At 47.0% G+C, this 18,457-nt stretch carries 10 protein-coding genes; all 10 read right to left on the minus strand.

Features of this window, described 5'->3' with window-relative positions; all coding sequences use genetic code 11:
- Nucleotide 1: 1 nt before the first annotated feature.
- The 10 genes from floA to addB all read right to left on the minus strand — a co-directional run bounded on the left by floA (nucleotide 2) and on the right by addB (nucleotide 18,121).
- On the minus strand, nucleotides 2-994 hold the full coding sequence (gene floA / locus NQ117_RS18970; RefSeq protein ID WP_258279587.1) for a flotillin-like protein FloA: 993 nt from the start codon (nucleotides 992-994) through the stop codon (nucleotides 2-4).
- A gap of 59 nt (nucleotides 995-1,053) precedes the next feature.
- Nucleotides 1,054-2,409, minus strand: coding sequence for an NfeD family protein (locus NQ117_RS18975; RefSeq protein WP_483874619.1), 1,356 nt, complete (start codon nucleotides 2,407-2,409; stop codon nucleotides 1,054-1,056).
- Nucleotides 2,410-2,716: 307 nt separating this feature from the next.
- The gene (locus NQ117_RS18980) at nucleotides 2,717-3,160 is read right to left on the minus strand and encodes a GatB/YqeY domain-containing protein (protein WP_258279589.1); all 444 of its coding nucleotides are present in this window, start codon (nucleotides 3,158-3,160) and stop codon (nucleotides 2,717-2,719) included.
- 14 nt (nucleotides 3,161-3,174) lie between these two features.
- On the minus strand, nucleotides 3,175-3,348 hold the full coding sequence (rpsU, locus tag NQ117_RS18985) for a 30S ribosomal protein S21 (RefSeq protein WP_005547957.1): 174 nt from the start codon (nucleotides 3,346-3,348) through the stop codon (nucleotides 3,175-3,177).
- 125 nt (nucleotides 3,349-3,473) lie between these two features.
- On the minus strand, nucleotides 3,474-3,821 hold the full coding sequence (locus NQ117_RS18990) for a histidine triad nucleotide-binding protein (protein ID WP_258279590.1): 348 nt from the start codon (nucleotides 3,819-3,821) through the stop codon (nucleotides 3,474-3,476).
- A 300-nt stretch (nucleotides 3,822-4,121) separates the two neighbouring features.
- The gene (locus NQ117_RS18995; protein ID WP_258279591.1) at nucleotides 4,122-5,003 is read right to left on the minus strand and encodes a hypothetical protein; all 882 of its coding nucleotides are present in this window, start codon (nucleotides 5,001-5,003) and stop codon (nucleotides 4,122-4,124) included.
- A 424-nt stretch (nucleotides 5,004-5,427) separates the two neighbouring features.
- A complete protein-coding gene (locus NQ117_RS19000) occupies nucleotides 5,428-8,934 on the minus strand; it encodes an SbcC/MukB-like Walker B domain-containing protein (RefSeq protein ID WP_258279592.1) in 3,507 nt (1,168 codons plus the stop codon).
- A complete protein-coding gene (locus NQ117_RS19005; RefSeq protein WP_258279593.1) occupies nucleotides 8,931-10,136 on the minus strand; it encodes an exonuclease SbcCD subunit D in 1,206 nt (401 codons plus the stop codon). The genes NQ117_RS19000 and NQ117_RS19005 overlap by 4 nt, the downstream gene beginning before the upstream one ends.
- A 91-nt stretch (nucleotides 10,137-10,227) precedes the next feature.
- Nucleotides 10,228-14,607: a helicase-exonuclease AddAB subunit AddA gene (gene addA / locus NQ117_RS19010; RefSeq protein ID WP_258279594.1), complete on the minus strand. Its 4,380-nt coding sequence runs from the start codon at nucleotides 14,605-14,607 to the stop codon at nucleotides 10,228-10,230.
- On the minus strand, nucleotides 14,591-18,121 hold the full coding sequence (gene addB / locus NQ117_RS19015) for a helicase-exonuclease AddAB subunit AddB (RefSeq protein WP_258279595.1): 3,531 nt from the start codon (nucleotides 18,119-18,121) through the stop codon (nucleotides 14,591-14,593). Before addB ends, addA begins: the two co-directional genes overlap by 17 nt.
- Between the last annotated feature and the right edge of the window lie 336 nt (nucleotides 18,122-18,457).

The following is an 18,457-nucleotide window of genomic DNA, read 5'->3' on the forward strand; positions in this document are numbered from 1 at the left end:
CCTAGCTTTCCGAATGGTCGGTACGTCCTGCGTCCGTATTCTTGCCAATCGAGCCGCGCATTTGCGTATCCGCCTCAATATTTTGAAGGTTCATGTAATCCATAACACCCAACTTGCCGCTCTTAAGCGCTTCAGCCATGGCCAAAGGAACTTGAGACTCAGACTCAACAACAAGTGCGCGCATCTCTACGACGCGAGCCTTCATCTCTTGCTCTTGTGCAACTGCCATCGCACGACGTTCTTCTGCCTTCGCTTGAGCGATACGCTTATCAGCCTCAGCTTGCTCCGTCTGAAGATGTGCACCGATATTTTTACCAACATCAACATCAGCAATATCGATGGACAAGATTTCAAACGCTGTACCTGCATCCAATCCCTTGCCTAGAACCGTACGAGAGATCAAATCTGGGTTTTCCAATACATCTTTATGTGTAGCACTAGAACCTACTGTTGTAACAATACCTTCACCGACACGGGCAATAATCGTTTCTTCACCTGCACCACCAACGAGACGTTCAATGTTCGCACGTACCGTTACACGAGCACGAACTTTCACTTCAATGCCGTCTTTCGCCATAGCAGCAACGATAGGCGTCTCGATAACACGAGGATTAACACTCATTTGTACAGCTTGCAATACATCACGACCTGCAAGATCAATAGCAGCTGCACGCTCAAATTCCAAGTTAATGTTTGCACGCTGTGCAGCAATTAGTGCATTTACTACTCGATCTACATTACCGCCTGCCAAATAGTGACTTTCCAACTGATTAATGGATAGCCCCAATCCAGCTTTAGTCGCCTTAATCATCGGATTAACGATACGACTTGGGGTAACACGACGTAGACGCATCGCTACCAACGTAATAATACTAATTTTCACACCGGATGCAATAGCAGAAATCCAGAGCATTACCGGGAAGAAGCTGAGGAATACACTCACCGCGATAATAATAACCGCGACCGTCAGCAAAAAGCTAATATTCAAATCCATAACAGCACAACCTCCGATTCATTTTTCTATATAGGCAGGTTTACAATAAACCGCAACCCCTAGTCATCTGCGTGTTCGTGCACAACGACACGAACTCCTTCTACATGAATCACTTTTACGCGCTTACCAGCGCTAATAAACCCTCCATCGGTAACGACATCAACTTTTCGTTCGTTGAACGACGCGGTACCAGATGGTCGAAGCGTAGTTAATGCAACACCAATTTCGCCGATGAGCTCGGATGCATTTCGTGCGGACACAAAACCATCTTCCGTTGTCAATTGCTCTCGAAGAATGAATCGATTCCATACTCCGCGATGCTTAAATATGCGTGCAATGATGACAACAACTACAGTAGCGGCGATGAATGCAATCCCCAAGGACAACAGCGCATCAGATGTGTCATACGCAGCTCGCACGACACTTGTAATAAGACTGGCAGAACCTAGTATTCCCAATATACCAAAGCTCGGTACAAACAGTTCCAATACGAGCAGTACAAGACCTAGAATAAAGAGGACGAATGCCTCCATCCCTGCTAATCCAGCGACATAAGCGCCGAAGAAGTATAGGCCAAAACTAAGTACACCCAAAATACCTGGCACACCGAACCCTGGTACAATCAGCTCAATTGCAATGCCTGCAATACCGATGAACAGAAGCACAGTAGCGACAACAGGATTCATCAGAAACGAAGCTACCCGTTCTGATGCAGCGACCTCGATCGTTAGAATAAGAGGATTGCTGCGTTTCATTTGAGTGAGCAATTCCTGAAGAGAAGCTGCTTCAAAATCCGCATAACCAACTTTGATCGCTTCTTTTGTATCCAAGGCAAGCACTTCTCCCGCCTTCTTCGTACGGTCAAGCTTAGGAAGCTTTAATTCATTCTTCACATCAACCATCGCAACTGCATAAGTACCATCGCGGCCATTGGCCTCAGCAGCACCCTTCATCAAGCTCGACCACGCAGCGACCACTTTTGGATTGTCAACCAATTCGGCATTCACATCCACAATCGCTGCTGATCCGATCATACTCGTAGGTGTCATCGCAATCTTATCTGCGCTAAGCGCTATATAACTACCAGCAGATGCTGCTTTGCCATTTACATAAACAACTGTTGGGATTGGGCTCTCCGATATGAGAAGCCCCAATGCTTCAGCACTGTCCAACCTTCCACCAGGTGTGTTCATTTCAAACACGATAAGCTCCGCTTTCGATTGCTTTGCTTCTTCAATCGCCCGACGGACGTACGACTCCATAATTGGATCTACAGCACCTTCTAGCTTTATGACGGCAACTACTCCATCATTCACAGTCCCAGGAACGGACTCAGCATAAACTGGCTTTACACCAATACTGCTGATCACGCCTAGCAGACCTGTCAGAGCAAAAACAGTAAGCGTCGTCAAAATAAGCCATCTCTTTAACGTTACAGAACGTGAATTCAATTCACTACCCCCTTCTCTGTTTAGTATATCAACTGTTCTTACTTTCTTGATTCCATATATGCGATAATACGTAATTTCATCAATTACGTTTCAATAATCTAACAAAATCATCAAGCACGACAACGCACAACTACAGATCAGCTCATAAGGATACACCGTTTATAATGGCTATCTCAATCGCTCCACATGCTCACTTGCAACAGGAAGACAAAATAAAAACACTCCTTGAAACAAGGAGTGTTTTGGCTGTCGATCAGTTATAAAGATTCGTTTATTGCAGATGCTGTTGAACAATCGCATTGACAAGTTTACCGTCGGAACGTCCTTTGACCTTTGGCATTAGGGCAGCCATAAGCTTACCCATATCTGCTTTCGAAGTAGCACCGGTCTCTTGGATGGTCTCTCGTACAATGGCTTTAATTTCTTCTTCAGAAAGCTGTGCTGGAAGGTATTCCAACAGAATGTCAAGCTCTTCTTTCAAGGTATCTACAAGGTCGAATCGGTTAGCTTTCTCGAACTCATGGAGGGCATCTTTCCGCTGTTTGATTTCACGACCTAGAATTTCAAGCACTTCATCGTCATTCAAAGTTCGTTTCGTATCTATCTCAACATTCTGGATTGCCGAACGAACCATGCGGATGGTGGAGAGTTTGAACTTGTCTTTACTCTTCATCGCTTGCTTCATATCTTCGCTCAATCGTAGGCTTAGATCCATTGGTGCTAATCCTCCTAAAACTTTCTCTTGCGAGCAGCCTCGGACTTCTTCTTACGCTTGACGCTTGGCTTCTCATAGTGCTTACGCTTTTTAACTTCAGCCAATACGCCATCTTTTGCGATGGAGCGCTTAAAGCGTCGAAGTGCAGCATCGATCGTCTCGTTTTTGCGAACTTTCGTTTCAGACACCAGTTATCCCTCCCTCCGACCAGACCGTCCAAGAACAAAACACGGTTCATCAAATTACATTATATGTGATGAAGAAATACAGTGTCAACCTTGCTCTTGCGAACTGTAAATAATTACTGAAATCACTATCTAGAACCAACAATGTCTCCTAGCGGTTCGCCGCCTAGCAGATGGTAGTGAATATGGAAAACAATCTGGCCACTATCTTTGTTACAGTTGTTAACTAAGCGGTATCCAGACTCTGCTACGCCCAACTCTTTCGCGATTTGTTGTGCAGCTTCATGAATATCTCCTAACAACGCATAATCTTCTTTTTGCAAATCATTCATTGTCGGAATGTGTTTTTTCGGGATAATTACGATATGTATAGGTGCTTTGGGTTGGATGTCATGAAAAGCAACCACTTGTTCCGTTTCGTATACTTTTTTAGAAGGCAGCGTACCTTCGATTATTTTGCAAAAAATGCAATCCATCCTAATCCTCCTCCTAGAAGTGTTTATTTACACATACAGCCCACGTTGCACTAGCAATATCTCGGGCCATAAAATTCAATCCATACTATAGGGATATCATATCGAAAAATACAATCCAAGTCCAATTTTCAGTCCATTCTTTTGGTTATTCTATGTATCCCTATTTTCTGCTGCTAATCTATTAATTAAAACTATGATGCTAGCACATCACATCTATTTTTGAGATAAATAACGTCTTAGAGAAATAAATGAAAGCACCCCCACAGCTGCAGCATAGAGGTGCTTAGATCGCGTATTACATTAGAGAAGAGATAAAGCTGCTAGCGTAGCAAGAGGCAAAATGATCGGATTGTAGCCATATCCATAAAAATAGGGGTTGTAGTAGGGATAGAAGCCTCCGCCGTAAAATGGCGGGCGTGGCCGGGGATAGTATCCGCCATGATAACCGTAGCCGCCACCATGATAGCCTCCTCCACCATGATAACCGCCTCCAAAACCGCCACCATGAGGTCTTGCGAGAGCGCGATAACAGGAGTCACAATAATAAGGAGTTGAATAAGTAGAGTAATCCTGTGACATTGTGTATGGATGAGACATACTTTCCCCATACTGGCCATATTCTCCACCCATTGATGCAGGTGATAAATGTACATGCGTATCATCCACATGAGTAATTACACCTTGAAAAACTTGATTCTCACTTGTTTTTACTTGAACATGATGGTGCATATATTTTTTACATATATCCTTTATGTTTTCACCATCAGCAGCCAAACCACCGAATTCACCATTTGGCTTCCATGCGTTTTCACCTATCGCCTGTTGTACAACAGTTCCTTGCGGTGTTACTGGATATGGTTGTGCATTCGGTAACATGGCCTGTTGAACCATAGGCTGCACATTTGCCATCGGTTGTATGTTAGGTACGGAATGCATCATAGCCTGCATATTCGGCATTGGCATCGGTGGAACATTCGACATGGATTGCATCATCGATTGCATATTCGATTGCATATTAGGTACTGACTGCACATTCGGCATTGTCTGCATAGGAACAAAATTAGGCTGAGTATTTTGAGGCGCAAAAGATGCACCATAGTTAGGAGTATTATTTCCTTCAAATCTCTTTTCCTGTTGAGCAGCTTGTTGTTTAGCCTGACTACCTTGCCTGTTATTATCCATAGTAACCTCCTTATTGACTAGCACAATCATGTAATGCTCCATGATATTCGCCTACGCCCAAGGTGGTGAGCGAATTACCAAAACAACAAGCAAATATTTATATACAATTCACGTACACTTGCAATAATTGCATAACAAAAAGACACCTCATCCTGCAGTTGCAGGCTGCGCATAAACGCTGTAAACATGTTGTTTCTACAAATGGAAGCGGTAGTAAACGTACTTGTGTAATGTAGAAGCAACAGGTTTACCGAGGTGTCATCCAAAGTAAAAATGTCGGTAACTGTAATATAACAGTCGTTAGAAACTGTTACTGTGATTTGCTTCACAATGTTTCTAATCAGAGGCTTTTTTATTTTCAAAATAAAAAAAGAGCTATCCCGCCATCTTTAAAATGGCATATGGGATAACTCATTACTCTGAATTACAACGACTCTAATCCAATCCGCGAGCCTCTACCCGCCTGTTCAGCTGGTGTCACTACAAGCTTTCGCGGCAAACGCGCTCGAAGTTCAGGCACGTGGCTAATGACACCTACAGCTAGCTTATCATGATGCAGTTTCTCAAGTGCAGTTATAACCGTATCCAATAGTTCTGGATCCAGCGTACCGAAGCCTTCATCAAGGAAGAAAAATTGCAACGGATACATGCCTCTAAGCTGAATTTGTGCAGATAGCGCCAGCGCTAGGGCAAGAGAAGTCAGGAATGTTTCTCCACCCGACAAGGTAGAAACAGGTCTTCGAATTCCCCCATTCACATCATCTCGGATAACAAACCCTCCGCCTGAATCAACTTCTAACGCGTATCTTTGCTTGGTTAGTAGCTTTAAACGTTCAGATGCAGCACGGCTGACTTGCATAAGCTGCTCCTCTGCAACGAACTCAACGAACGCATTACCACGGAATACTGTTTGAAGCTGCTGCAAGCGACTATGCCGTTCACGACCGCCGCTCATTTGCTCCTCTAATTCCATCCACCGTGCATGCTTCACACGCAGCTGTTCCACATCGCGCTCCGCCTTCACACGCAATGCGAAAGCTGCTTCATCACGTTCTGCCGCCGACTGCCACTGCTGAACACATGCAGACCAATCTTCATCACCGATCTCTCGGCCTTGAAGCTGCTCTACGATTCGATTCATACGAATTTGAATGGTACGCTGCTCTTCTTCATAGGCCGCATACTCCTCAGCTATCTGCTGACGCTCCGCCTCTTCTAAACGACAAACAGCAACCTCATCTTGATTCGCAAATTTGGCTTGCTCTAGCTTTTGATGAAGCTGCTGCTGCACATCGCTAAGTCGAACCTCTGCACTGTTCGCAGCCTGCTGTGATAAGGCAAGCTGCTGCGCCGCTTCTGCCTCACGGCGTCTTGCCGTCTCAGCATGCTGCTGCGTTTGTTCTTCATGTTGACGAATGGCAAACAACTGCTGCTCGCTGGAATGAAGTTGAGTCGGTATTGGACCAAACTCCAGCCAAGGAGCAAGTCTCGCATCGTATTCTGCCTTTATTCGCAATAAGCCTTGTTTGGCTGTTTCACTTTGTACGACCATAAGCTCTGCTTCACGATGCAATTGCTGCTGCTGCTTAAGCTGGCCTTCCATTTCTTCAATGTACGCTACACTTTTCTCATAGCGCTGACGACTATCTTCAAGCTCACGATCTGCTTCTTGACGTACCTGCCAGTGCTCGTCTAGTGATTGCGGATCCCATTCAGGATACAGCTCCAGCCAAGACTGGTGCTTGTCCTTTAGTACCTGATTGGCCGCAGCGTTTTGTGCAGTTGTTTCATGATACGCTTGCTGTGAATTATTCAAACTCGAAACCGCCTGCTGTAAACTCCATAACTGTTCATCAATGGAACGAAGTAGGCTGTCTTTTTCTTGAACTAGATGATCAATTCGTGAAACCGCCTGAGCGGCACGCTGCTTCATTTCAGATAATTCATCTAATCTAGTGCTGTTAGCTTGCTGTGACTGGGTATCGGCCTGTGAGACTACAAGAGGCTCTAACTCTTCGTTCACTGCCATTCCCTCAAACATTAGCTTCGCCTGAGCGGCTGCTCCTTCTGTTTCTGCACTTAATGACGGCAACCAAGATGCAGCACGCTTATTCGTGTCTGCTAGACGATCACGCAGCTCTGTTCGCAACGAATAACAACGTTCAAGCGCACTCTCCACCGAAACAGCTATGGTACGCAGTTCCTCTAGCCATTGTTCGAAGTTCTCAACTTGCTCCTCTGCCTTTTGATATATCGCCTGCTGTTCTGAATAATTATGATTCAGCACCACATGTTCCTTCGATCCACAAACAGGACAAGATTCACCGGCCTGCAGCGTCTCCGCCAACTCAGCGGCCAACGCAGCCTTAGAAGCATTCCGCGCTTCGATTCGTGCCTGATCCAACTCTATCCGTATCTGTGCCGCAAACTGTTCAGCCCGCTGCTTCTCTGCCATCAACTCACGCTGCACTTCACCTACAGAAGTCAGCCATGTTGGCACCTGTTCGCTCCACGCAATAGTAAGTTCCATTTGCTCACGCATCACTGCATTCGAACGTTCAAGATGCTGCTTCGTATGGTCCATTTGGTTATCCAATTCAGCCATGCGACGCTCTGCTTCTGCTAACGTCGTCTTCGCCAGACGCGCCTCATGCATACGCTCTCTAAGCGCAGCTGGACAATCAAGCTCACGCATACGTTGTTTTAACTCGCCCTGCCGCACAACTGCTCGCTGCAGCAGTTGACTGATTCGAGTTATTTCCGTTTGAGCGTGAGTAGCCTTATCGGTAGATGCACAACCCTTTGCCTCATGTTCAGCTAGCTCGGCAGTCAATTGCTCCAACTCTTGATTGACCTGCACAGCCTGTTTCAACTGATCAATCCGTTGATGAAGCTCAGGTTCCTGCTGCTCACGTAGCGACTTAGCTTCGTTCCATGCTTGTTCTGCTGATAATCGTGTCGCTTGTTCTGTCTTAGCCTGCACTTCAGTACTGCTGAGCAGCTGTGTACTACGATCATGCTCTAGTTGCGCTCGCGCCGTTTCATGGATAGAAGGCATCACTTGCTCTGCCTCCAACGCACGCTGCAAACGCTGCTGCTGTTGCTGCATCCGCTCGGATTCCTGTTCTCCGCGCTTACGACGTTCCTCTAGTTGATCACGCTCAACTTGCATTTTACGGAGCTCATTCCATGCTTGATAGCGCTCCTCTGTCTGCTGTCGTTCAACCTTGGCTACCTCTGCAGCCTGTGCTGTCTCTATCATTACTGCTTCTGCCGCTTCCAAGGCTATAGCAGACGCATCTCCCAACCCTTGCTGCTCCGCCAAGCTGGTACGTATTTCACCTTCTGTATCCTTGAGTGATCGTGACAGCTTGCCCGCCAACACATCACCATACCGTTCCAAAGAAAACAAACGTTGCAGCATTTGGCGACGCTCACTGCCCTTAAGCGAAAGGAATTCAGCAAACTTGCCCTGCGGAAGTACAACCGCACGGGTAAAGTCATCCATCTTCAATCCGATATGTTCTTCGACGAGTCGGGTAACATCAGCAAGCTTGTCTGCTAAAACTACATCACCTTCCGCTGTAATTTCAACAAATCGGCTAACGGAGTTACTTATGCTAATTTCATTGGAACGCTTAAATCTGCGCTCCACTCGGAAAGTCTTCGTCTCCTCCGCACTGCTCAATTGGAACGCAAAAGAAACCATCAATTGATTCTCAGCTTGGTTCATAATGCCTTGTGTCCCATTCGTCGCACGTTCCACTTTGCCATACAACGCAAGCGTTATCGCATCTAGAATCGTCGATTTACCACTGCCAGTTGGGCCGAAAATACCGAACAATCCGCTTTCGCACAGCGTTTCAAAGTCGATAACCTGCTCCTCCCGATAACTCTGGAGACCACTCAGTTTCAAAGTTAATGGCTTCATCCAGCAGTCTCCTCCTCTACAGGTTCTTCATCGCCAATCAATTCAAGGAACAGATCGACTAATGTATCATCAGGAGCTGCCCCGCCAGTTTGCCGTTCATAGAATCGTCTGAACAACTCATGAACGGGCAAAGCTGAACGTTGGCCTTCCTCTACGGCGATTGCTTCCATCTCCGGATAGATAGGACGAATATGCACAATACCAGCATGGGCACGTCGAATATGCTGAATTTGTTCCATCGTTAATGCTTCGGTTAAATGGACACTCACATCTAGCCACGCTTCAGCATCACGCCCTTCGTCAAGCCAATTACACAGCTCTGCATATCCGCCTTTTGCCTGCCAAGTAGACAACACTTTCCCCGATGTTAAATACTTTTCTTCAGGTGTAATTACTGAACCTGGAGCAGCATCGAATACGGTGACAGACTTCGTTTGTCCCGCTTCTGAGAAGCTGTAGGCTATGGGAGATCCACTGTAGCGGATAACCCCTTTTCCCTTAACCATCTGTGGTCGATGAAGATGCCCTAATGCAACATATTGAGCATGCAGTGATTCCTGCCCAAGTACCGGGTAAAAGGCATCTGGATGTACCGTATAAGCTCCTCCGACTTGAATCGGACGCTCCGACTCCGTTTCTTTGCCACCAAGTACATACAGATGGCTCATCATCAAATTAACCGTATCATCACGAAAAGCTGCTGTCTGCCTTGCAAACAATTGAGCTACCTTATCGCTATAAGCAGAACGAATTGCTTCTTCCTCATTATTTAGAGTTAGCAATTGCTTCAGTCTCGCTTCTGATGGATAAGGAAGCGCTGCGATAATCGCTTCTTCGTTCGTACGCGCAAGCTGAATACGAACCGCTTCATCAACGGGCTGACCTATCAACGTAATTCCTTGACGGCGCAGCAGTGAAGAAGCTGCAGCCAAACGATCAGGATGATCATGGTTCCCCGATATAATAACAATGGGGCGTTTGCCTTGGTCAGACAAACATTCCATTGCCTCATAGAATAATTGCTCCGCGGCCGCTGGAGGATTGACGGTATCATATACATCCCCAGCCAATAAAATAACGTCGATCGCTTCTTCATTCACGATCTGTACGAGCTCATCGACGAAAGCTTCCTGCTCCCCCATCCGACTGCGTCCCTCAAGCGTCCGGCCAAAATGCCAATCCGCCGTATGCAACACCCGCATGTACATCCTCCTCTCCTTACATGTTACTTGCTTGGTTATATCATCTATCATCTAAACACATCGTCTGCGCTCAGGATTGCTTTACTGTAGGTTATAGTAATCTCGCTTCTTTGGCGTCGAAGAAATATAAGGCTTGCTTATGGACAGGACGCTTCCAAATTTGTTCTATCGCACGTGCATATAGATCTAGTTGGAAGCGATAATGCTCTGCCAGACCCTCTACACCACCCTGTTGACTACGCACACGGTCTGTCTTGTAATCAAGCAGTATCAGCTCATCATTGGATTGGAAAATACAATCAATAACACCTTGAACAAGCACAGTTTCCTCTTCCAATAGATTCGAATTATCCTTCGCTGCGAATGTGGAAGTCGCTACATAGCGAAGTCTTTCGCCAGTGTCTCCAGATGTAGACAACTCTATCGTGTACGCTTCTGCGGCCGTAAGCCCATAGGAGAACGGAAGCTCCCGCTGCACCCAATCTGCATGCAACAACCGTTGCCCAATGTCACTCTCAAAGAAGGCATATACACTATCGACCTCAATCGCCTCTGCTTGTGTAGCAGTCATAATCTGACGCTCCTGCATGCCGATTAGCGTTTGCGTAATAATATCCGTGCTCATACTGCCGTTAAGCGGCAAATGCTGCATCAGCAAATGATACGCGGTTCCGCGTTCTGCTGGAGTCAGCCGTTTCTGCTCCATAAAGCGTGGACGACGCAAATGCAGTGTATACGTTAAGTCAGATCCGTCTGCCGATCCTGATACTGAACCCGTTTTCTCGGGTAGCTCTTTCTCAACAGGCAGGCCATCTTCATCCGCAATATCCTCGTCCACTTCACTGCTATGAACCCAAGTAGAAGAAGGCAAATCATCCTGGGCAAATAGACGCTTCATCTCTGTAACAGACGTCTTCGCTGGAAGCATTTCTGCGAGTCGATAAGGATCTCTCCAACTAAGGCGTTCCGCAATCGTCTGCTCATGTTCTGAGCGTTCCGCCTCGATATGCTCATCCAAGGCAGCAATTCGTTCCAACAACGCGAGCTTATCGCTTACAGAGGAATTATCCGTCTCCAAGCTGGAAGTCAGTGCAAGGATCGAGGCAGGAATAAGCGTTAGCTTCCAATCTGATGGCTCGTCAATCATGCAGCTGCCATTGCGATTCGGTAAACCTGCCAACGTGCGCCATTCAGACGCGGCTTGATGGCGAATTAACGCTGGGCCGATCCAATCGATATAACTGCGGGCACGGGCTATCAAGTAATCAGGCAGCAGCAATGATTCCACATCAAGAGCTTCTCCCCACTGCGAAATCACTTTAGTCGCATCGTTTACCGTGCCGATAAGAATCATCTTTTCTTTTGGTCGGGTCAAGGCAACATACAGCACACGCAGCTCCTCCGCCAACAACTCCAGCTTCATCTGACGGCGAATAGCCAAATTGGCCAGCGTTGGATAAGTAACACGTGTTGATTCATCTACATATTTCGGTCCGAAGCCCATTTGCTTGTGCATAAGGAATGCAGCATTCAAATCTTGCTGATTGAACATCTTCCCCATACCTGCAATAAACACAACAGGGAACTCAAGACCTTTACTTTTATGAATGGTCATAAGGCGGACGACATCTTCCTGCTCTCCCAGTGCTCGAGCTGTCCCTAAGTCTCCACCCGTTTCTTTCATCCTATCAATGAAACGAAGGAACGCGTATAGCCCCCGAACAGAAGAGCCCTCGTATTGACGCGCGCGATCGTACAAGGCCCGCAAGTTAGCCTGACGCTGTGTACCGCCTGCTAATCCTCCAACCCATTCGTAGTAACCCGTCTCACGATAAATACGCCAAATAAGCTCTGATAAGCTGCCTTGACGCGCTTCTTCACGCCAACGCTCCCATAAGGACATAAAATGCTGAACGCGATGTACATCTTCCTCTGCAAGCAGTGCTTCACCATCCCATTCGATTGGTTCCGTACCTGCTGATCCAGCTGCTAGCGTTAGTGCATCAAAATACGGCTTATTTTTCGCATACAGGCGAATTTGCGCCAATGATTCCGCGGAAAGCCCTACGATTGGGGAACGAAGCACACCCGCGAGCGGAATATCCTGATAAGGATTGTCTATGACCCGCAGCAACGAAACGATAATTTCCACTTCCGTCGCCTGAAAGTATCCCGTATTAAACTCTGCATAAGCTGGAATACCTTCCAAGCGCAGCTCCTCAACCATTAATGGCGCCCATGATTGTGTCGCACGCAGCAATATGACGATATCACGGTAACTGATTGCCCTCATTCGTTTCAATTGCTTGTCGTACACCTGAGCAGGCTGCTCACGCCCATCACCCATCATCATTCGTATCCGGGCAGCGATTGCTCTCGCTTCAATTCTTGCGGTCTCCAGCTCTGATGGATCGACTTCCTGTGTCGGCGGCTGTTCTGAATCAAGGGCATCTTCTTCATCCCCAGTATGAGACTCCGCGCCTCCACCTTTTTCAATTAGGACAAACTCTGGCTGAACATTATAGTCATAGTCACTAGATGATGTAGATGCTGTATCCCCTTGAGCATCCAGCTCAGGATAATACATCGCACCACATACAAGCTCCGCATCCCGATCATAGCTAAGTTCTGCCACATGCCGATTCATAAGTTGACGGAACAGCATATTAACTGCATCAACAACCTCGACTCGACTTCGGAAATTGCGTGCCAGATCAATGCGAGCTCCCTTTGGAGCACTCCCGTCCTGATCCACGAAATCACTCGAACGCTTCTTCTCTAATACCGCTTCTTCTTGTATTCTTTCTCGATCACTATGCATATCCAACTCGTCATCATTGCGATCATAACGTACATAATGGTCGTATTTATTCATAAACAACGTTGGATCTGCCAAGCGGAATCGATAAATGCTCTGTTTTACATCGCCAACCATAAAGCGATTGCCTTTATCTTGACGTGAAATTAAGTTCACGATGGCCTCTTGCACCATGTTCGTATCCTGATATTCATCCAGCAAAATTTCAGCAAACTGCCCTTGATATTGCAGCGCTGCATCCGAAGGTTCCGTATGTTCTGGCGTGCTATTAGGCGCACGCAAAATACGAAGGCAATAATGCTCCAAGTCCGAGAAATCAAGCCAGCCTTTACCGCGTTTTGCTTGCTCAAAGCGTTCACCAAACTGCTGAATAACATGGACGAGCGTGTTCATAAGCGGCGCCATATTATTCATTTCGATTAAAAATTGTTCTGGTGCACGTCTATACAGCTCTTCTCGCAGCTGTGAGAAACGAGCTTTCGCTTGATCCCTCAGCCTCTTTACTTGCTCTTGCAAGGACTTCTCATAACGGTCACCACGGCATGCAGGCAGCCTACCAAATTCAAGCTGCTCCATAAATGCACCCATTTCATGCCATGGATGCTGTAATGATCGATTGTGCAATTGAGTGGCCATTTGCCACTCTTCAGTTAATACAGTCTGATAAGGCTCAGGCCCACCAGGCGTACCGCTCAGCTGTGTCGCTTGCCGCAGCAGCTCTGCGATTGCATTCAACGTCAATCTTGTATCAGTCATAATACTTGTCGCCCACGGTGAAGCAGAAAGTTCCTCTACCGTGCCAGCTCCGAATGAAGCTGCCATGTGCTGAAGCCATGCATCTGGCCAAGGATGACTGCGTGAGAAGTCATATAACCGCTGTACAAGCCGGAACGCAGCTTCATCATTACGCTCTCCACTGAACCAGTCAACAAAGCGGCGGAATCCCTCATCCTCTAGCTCATACTTCTCCTCGAACAACTCTTCCAGCACATCCTGACGCATCACTTGCGTCTCTGTTTCATTCGCAATGCGGAAAGAGGGGTCCAATCCAATCATTTGGAAGTAACGTTGAATCACCTCTAGACAGAAGGAGTGCAAGGTCGTAATGGAAGCACGATTCAACAAGGCCAGCTGACGATGAATATGCTCTGAATCAGGAGACTCAGCAAGCTTTGTCTCAAGAGCAAGACGAATACGTTCGCGCATCTCTGCTGCAGCTGCCTTCGTGAACGTTGCCACCAGCAGCTCATCGACATGAACGGGCTTGTGCTCATCTATAACCTTGCGAATAATCCGCTCTACAAGTACTGCCGTCTTGCCTGATCCCGCTGCAGCAGCTACAAGGATGTTGCGGCCACCGTCAACAATTGCTTGCCATTGCTCGTCCGTCCAAGTAGCATCTTGCGGCTTTGGCGCTAGTGCTGTTGCAGGCACAAAAGACTCCAATGCAGCCTGTTCTGAAACTGACAATAACTCTTCGTGTTCGAAAGGCAGTTGATGTATTGACTCTGACTGTTCGGCAGACTCTTGCACAGCTTGCTCTTCCTCAATGATTTGATCCACGAAATCAAACAGATCGATAGCTATCTGCTCTACTTCTTGCTGTGATGGCTGCCCAGCTTTGGCTTTCGTTCGCTTATTCGTTTGATCCATGAGATGACTCGCCTCCTTCCTGCAGTTGCATCCATACGTCGTCTTTACTCATCCGAGGCAGCATTCGATATTGATTGCCTTCCAACAGCTCATCGAATTGACATACAGGCTTGTAGTCGCAATAGTCACAAGCTTTGCTAGGTCCCATTCGATAAGGCTCAATTTGAACTTCACCGTCCGTAATGTGAGTGCCTATTCGTTGAATGACATTTCGCACATTGTGTCGCAAAACATCCCACTGATCAGTAGTGGCCACACTCGCGTTGCTATAAAAAGATCCATCTTGCTTCACAGCAACAGGCAATATATCAGAGTAGCCTTTCTCCAATGGCGCATCCATTTTCGCCACCACTTCACGATCTGCCAATACAAGACCTTTCATTTTAAACTTCTTCATCAACTGCTCATTCGCCAGATCTGGCGCCATTCCGTTCGTAGCAGCAAGCAATGGGTTATGCACATGGAAATAAAGCGCACCAGCCGGTAATGCCGTTTGCCCGATCCATTCTTCCGCATGAGTCAGCAGCACATCCAAATAAGTAAGCATTTGCAGCGATAAGCCATAGTAGACTTCCTGAAGCTTCAAATCAGTAGCGCTAGACTTGTAATCAATTACTCGCAGCAAAATGCCTTGTTCGCTATCCGCGCAGTCGACCCGATCAATCCTTCCGATAATCTCCATCGTACAGCCATTGTCCAACGTAAACTGAAGCGGCGGCAGCGGCTTGTCTGGTCCAAAATCAATCTCCAGCGCCAGCGGTTCAAATTCTCCTCGCTGCGCATGCTGCCCGATGACATCAGCAGCCTTCGCTACGATTTGCTTCAATTTACGAGAAATATGCTTATAGCGATTGGTGCTCATCAATATTTCACCTTGTAGTCGAGGCGACAGCAAATCGACAATACGATCTGCTTCTGCCCGACTTTCATCAGCTGTCAATGCAGCCCAAGAACGTTGATTGGACTTTAAATCATTCGCAAATTGACTTAAAGCCGCGTGAAACAGCTGACCGATGTCCGGTGCTTCCAAGCGATACAATTGGCGCTGTCTCAACTTCAGTCCGTGTGAAGCAAAGTGAGAAAATGGACAAGCAACAAATCGCTCCATCCGCGATACACTCGTTCGAAGTTTACTGCCGTAAAGTTTGCGGCTCGTATTTTTATCCAAAGGCTGCACTTGGTTGCGATACAACAGTGAGCCTGTTAAGGTGCGTAATCGATGCTGCCAGCTTGGCTGAGCGCGCAACCAATGATACACATCCCACCATACAGGCGAGATTGCCACTCCACGTCGCCATTCTCGCAGCTGCGAAATAAGATGACGCAAAGCCATTTCTGGATGTGCGACATAACGAAGCTGCTCCAGCTCGCCCATGAATTCATTTGGCTCAGCCATTTCCAACTGCTCTTCTACATGCGGGAAAAGCTGGCGTATTTGCCGAATGACCTCGGAAGGAAGCAATGACTTTCCTTCCTCATCAGCAAGCGCATAACTCACCGATAATGTATGACTGGCTGAGGTCAATGCATTGTAGATGAGAAAGCGCTCATCCAATAGCTGACGACGAACACCAGGGGCTAATTGCATACCCGTGTCGAGTAAGACGTCACGCTCATTCTCCGTGAGCACACCATCCTCGATTGGTCGAGCTGGAATAATGCCATCGTTCGCACCTAGCAAATAAGCATGTTTAATCTGACCCGTTCTCGTCCGATCCATCGATGCGATTAGCACTTGATCAAGCGCAGGAGGAACAAGCGCCAGCTTCACACTCTCAAAGCCTGTCTCCAACATACCAGCGAACAATTCCAGTGTAATCTTCTCATTTCCAGCCATCTCAACTAGCTGATCGAGGATGTTCAGCACCGCATCCCATATTTGACGATGCTCGCGCGAACGCTGTACATCACCATTCAGCATCGCCTCGGCACTCATGCGCTCTAAACGATACGGCACGCCCAAGTCCATCCAAAATCGATACAAAGCTTCGCACATATCGCGAACATCGCTTGCACGAGACAATCCCCGCTCCAACGCCATAAGCGGTGCAGCAACGACTTGTCGGCACTGTTCGATGAAAGCTGGTGCTCCCGATTCTTCTTCTGAGGAACTGTCTGCATCCAGCGACAAAGAAGGGACTTTCGGCCAAGGGCGTTTGCTCATCCAACGTCTGCCTTCAATTCCCGCGGCCAATACATAGTTCTCAAACCGATCCATATCCAATCGCGTGAAAGTACCATCATCCGGCAGAACGAAGTCGGTTTTAATAAAGCGGAACACCGCATCCGGCTTCCAGAAACCAATCCAAATATCAAGCGCTGCTCTTGTCATCTCAACGAAAGGATGATGAAGCACGCCTGACTTCTGGTCCTTAAAATAAGGAATATCGAAGTCTGTAAACACCGTATCTATAAGGGCGCTGTAGTCTCCAATATTACGAACAACGATTGCCATATCGCGCCAACGGGCTTCACCATTGCGCACACGAGCCAACATATCTCTTGCTGTCGCTTCTACCTCCACTCGACGATTGACAGCTGCATGCACAGTAACAGCTTGCTGCTCTTTCTGTGAAGCTGTCGATTCCTGCCAAGCTGTACGTCGCTCATAATGCTTCTCAAGATGGGCAAGCAAAGGCGACTCTTTAAAACGAAGCAAGCTGCCTGTTGCTCGACCATCCAATTGAACCATATCTCCTATTGGCACTTGCAGCGTGTCGGCAATTTCTCGAAGCTGAATATACGTAGTAGCAGTAGGGTGAAATAGATTAAGCTCATGCGGCGTTTGTCCTTGCTCATACGGTCGATCCAAAGTAAGCGCAATGCGCATATCTTTTGCTTGCAGCATTAGTGCAGCTAATACGGATAATTCCTGCGGCGTGAAGCCATGGAAGCCGTCGATCCATATTTGAGCATCACGCACATAAGAAGATTGCGGCACACTTTCTGCCAAACGCATCAACACATCTTCGCCATCTAAATAATGCTGGGACAATTCGATCTCGAACTCCCGCATCACTTCTGTAATATCTCGCAGTTTGGCAGCCAGCAGCGGATGTCCTGACCCTCCCGTCAGCCAGCTAAGCTGCTCCTCAACATCAGAAGACTGAATGCGGTAACGTTTCATTTCATCGAACAAAGCATTCAATTTTTCAATAAAACCAAATTGCTCTGCTGTACCAGAGAAAAGAGAAAGATTGCTCTTCTTCTGCTGCATAATGCGGTATAGCAGCATCTTCTTCCCTTCTTCATTGATAGGAGTCAATGCCGTACCGCCAGTCTCTTGCATAACTCGATACGCCAAACGACGAAAGCTTAACACTTGCGCACGCAGCAAGCCGTGAAGCCCTTCCGTCTTAACCAGCTCATGCTCCAACTGGAACGTTCCTTGTTCCGGAACGAGCAGTATAATAGGAGGTCCTTCTGGCTGCTGTATTACCTGCTCACGAATTCGATCCAATATATGAGTCGTCTTCCCGCTCCCTGAACGACCTATTATAAATGTCAAAGCCATCGTTTCTCACCGCCCTTATGTCTCGTATATGTCGTTAATTATTCCGATCGTATGATGACTCATTTATATTTCAATGTTCCTTGTGTGCAGCTCTAAGCTTTATAAGAAGCCTTTGCCCATGTAGGAACCTTCATCTAGCTATTGACTGGTAACTGGTATATCTTCCTTACTCACTATTTGAAAAGGTAATACCCTTCTTCTTAACAAACTTTGATTATGATTATAACATGTCTATTTCTAGAACACCCGTTTGTATATTATGGTGCAGAGGGAACAAACACCCTACTATTCCCGTCAAATAACAAAAAGTCGGACATCTCTTATTATAAAAGAGTG

Source organism: Paenibacillus sp. SC116 (genome assembly GCF_024733555.1).
In the GTDB taxonomy this organism is placed as follows: domain Bacteria; phylum Bacillota; class Bacilli; order Paenibacillales; family Paenibacillaceae; genus Paenibacillus_B.

Excerpts from the sequence above, each read along its gene's own strand:
- floA (WP_258279587.1), bottom strand. The coding sequence starts at position 994 with ATGGATTTGAATATTAGCTTTTTGCTGACGGTCGCGGTTATTATTATC.
- NQ117_RS18980 (WP_258279589.1), bottom strand. The coding sequence starts at position 3,160 with ATGGATCTAAGCCTACGATTGAGCGAAGATATGAAGCAAGCGATGAAG.
- NQ117_RS18990 (WP_258279590.1), bottom strand. The coding sequence starts at position 3,821 with ATGGATTGCATTTTTTGCAAAATAATCGAAGGTACGCTGCCTTCTAAA.
- NQ117_RS18995 (WP_258279591.1), bottom strand. The coding sequence starts at position 5,003 with ATGGATAATAACAGGCAAGGTAGTCAGGCTAAACAACAAGCTGCTCAA.
- NQ117_RS19000 (WP_258279592.1), bottom strand. The coding sequence starts at position 8,934 with ATGAAGCCATTAACTTTGAAACTGAGTGGTCTCCAGAGTTATCGGGAG.
- NQ117_RS19005 (WP_258279593.1), bottom strand. The coding sequence starts at position 10,136 with ATGCGGGTGTTGCATACGGCGGATTGGCATTTTGGCCGGACGCTTGAG.
- addA (WP_258279594.1), bottom strand. The coding sequence starts at position 14,607 with ATGGATCAAACGAATAAGCGAACGAAAGCCAAAGCTGGGCAGCCATCA.
- addB (WP_258279595.1), bottom strand. The coding sequence starts at position 18,121 with ATGGCTTTGACATTTATAATAGGTCGTTCAGGGAGCGGGAAGACGACT.